We start from the raw sequence: 1,991 nt of genomic DNA, 5'->3' as shown, positions 1-1,991 counted from the left end.
ATACAATATTTGCCCATGCTGCGGGACGGAGTTTGGGTATGATGACTCTACAGCTGCTCATTCCCATTTACGGGAAAGGTGGGTTTCTGAGGGGATGCAATGGTGGAGCAAGCATCAACTAAAACCTAATGATTGGGACCCGGTCAGGCAGTTAAAAAGTAGTTAAATGTTTTATTTGTTGTTGCGCAAGGCGAAGGCGAAATTACTGTTTTGCTAGAAATTCCTCAATCGCTGATGGCCCCCTGAGTTATAGCAAATTTAGAAATTTGTTAGGCAATGGCAATTTTGTCCTGTTGCTTTATTTTGTGTGGGGGGCTGTGGGCTCAATTTACATTAAAGAAATTAAAAAAATCTGTCTGAGCAAGGCAGTAAAGATTCCTTGCAAAACCAAGCGAATGGAGAAGGTTACTTTCTGAAGACTAGGCTTGACCGCCGTGCTCGACGAGCATCTGGGATCGTGGTTCTGACCTGCTTGGATTTTTCACACCACCGGGATTTTGAATTTAGCTTCGGTTAGTAATCCTGATACAGCGACCTGGGCGGCCTGCTGCGGTGTCAAATAGCCCAGACTGGAATGCGGCCTGAGTTGTAATGCTCGCGCCAGTCTTCGATCACGATGCGTGCCTCGGTCCGGTTCCGGAACCATTCCATATTCAAGCACGCGTCGCGCAGCTTACCGTTAAAACTCTCGGTCGTGCCGTTCTGCCAGGGCTTGCCCGGGTCGATCAGCGCCGTCTCAATGCCTTGATCTGCAATCCATTGCAGCAAAGCGCGCGAGACGAACTCCGGGCCATTGTCCGAACGCAGATATCGGGGAGCTCCGCGGTCACTGATGACGCGGGTCAATATCTCGCTTCCTTCTCGCGTCAGAAGCTATTTTCTCAAATACCCAGTGGTACGAACTTCTCAGAGCAGGTCACGCCACAGTTAATGGTATTCCAGCCAATATGGTTCTTGATTTGCGGGTGCAGCCCGGCGGGGCATTTTCAGCGACTTCGCTCATCGAGTTTGGTAAAAAATATGGTGTTACAGTGATTGTGAAGGAGTTCAAATGAGTGAGAAAAGAGTGGAGCGGCTCAAGCTCATTTTTGATTCTAATGTGATCACCGGTGTTGATATTTTCAAGCTAGTGCTCGGCGTCTTGAGGAAAATGGGTTTGTCCGAGAGGTTCTCAGTCAAAGGCGCTAGTGTTGCGGTTCGGGAACTTGAGACGATAATTTCCAGGAAAAAGATCTGGCCTAGTCGGGTGGAGTCAAATGGAATGGAGTTAACGTTTGGTATGCTCCCGGCCAGGAGTATTTGTTTTCTCGAGGTGGCCGCCAGGAGTTTCTGCGCTGAAACCGATATGCAAGAATTCGCCGGAGTTCTTGTTTTTAATGATGGCTTTGTTCAAGCATGGATATACGACGTTGAGTATGATTACTGGCAAAATGCTAAGGATCCGATGGAATACGAAAGGTTGGGTCGCTCATATGTAGATCTTCCAAAAAAATCTAACGGATTGCCTGCGCCGCTCGAACAATTAGAAATTGACACATCCGATAACCCGGGCCGGGTCGAGCTTAGGAGCGGATATGTTGAGGCAATTGGAAGAGTGATGTGGTTAGGCGAACTTTTTTGGTCGAGGGTGGGCGTAAAAAGGGAGATAAGTTGTGATCTATTAAAGCGGCAGGGATTTGATGTCACCGATACTCGGGGTGTCGTGAAGGTCGTCGCTGGTTGCGAATTTAATGATATTTCAACGCAAGACTCACAGATAATTTTTCGAAGAATCTTATTTGGCGTGTAGGCGAGGCGGTTTATAAAAACTAAAAGTTGAGATGCCGATTGACCTGATTGTCAAGTGAGCGCTCACCGGAAGGGCGTTCGACCTGCTGCAACGGCGCACCCGTCGGCAACGCTGGCGCGTCCGGCTCCGTCAACGCCGGCCTGGGCAGCCGCCCCGGCGGCCTGAACGCCCTGATTCCCGCCGGCGCAAAATTCCTGACCCC

At 49.5% G+C, this 1,991-nt stretch carries 1 protein-coding gene and 1 pseudogene; one reads left to right on the top strand and one right to left on the bottom strand.

Annotation, left to right across the window (positions count from 1 at the left end):
• Nucleotides 1-481 precede the first annotated feature (481 nt).
• Nucleotides 482-852: pseudogene (locus tag WBR68_RS31200) on the bottom strand (integrase core domain-containing protein); the annotation flags it as partial.
• Between the two features lie 199 nt (nt 853-1,051).
• Here WBR68_RS31200 and WBR68_RS31195 point away from each other — a divergent pair.
• Nucleotides 1,052-1,789, top strand: coding sequence for a hypothetical protein (locus tag WBR68_RS31195; protein ID WP_230696245.1), 738 nt, complete (start codon nt 1,052-1,054; stop codon nt 1,787-1,789).
• Nucleotides 1,790-1,991 lie beyond the last annotated feature (202 nt).

This window comes from Achromobacter sp. JD-1, from assembly GCF_038594925.1.
GTDB lineage: Bacteria > Pseudomonadota > Gammaproteobacteria > Burkholderiales > Burkholderiaceae_B > Achromobacter > Achromobacter spanius_C.
This window is presented reverse-complemented; position numbering and strand designations above follow the sequence as displayed.

Coding starts and splice junctions, on each gene's coding strand:
- WBR68_RS31195 (WP_230696245.1), top strand. CDS start 1,052: ATGAGTGAGAAAAGAGTGGAGCGGCTCAAGCTCATTTTTGATTCTAAT.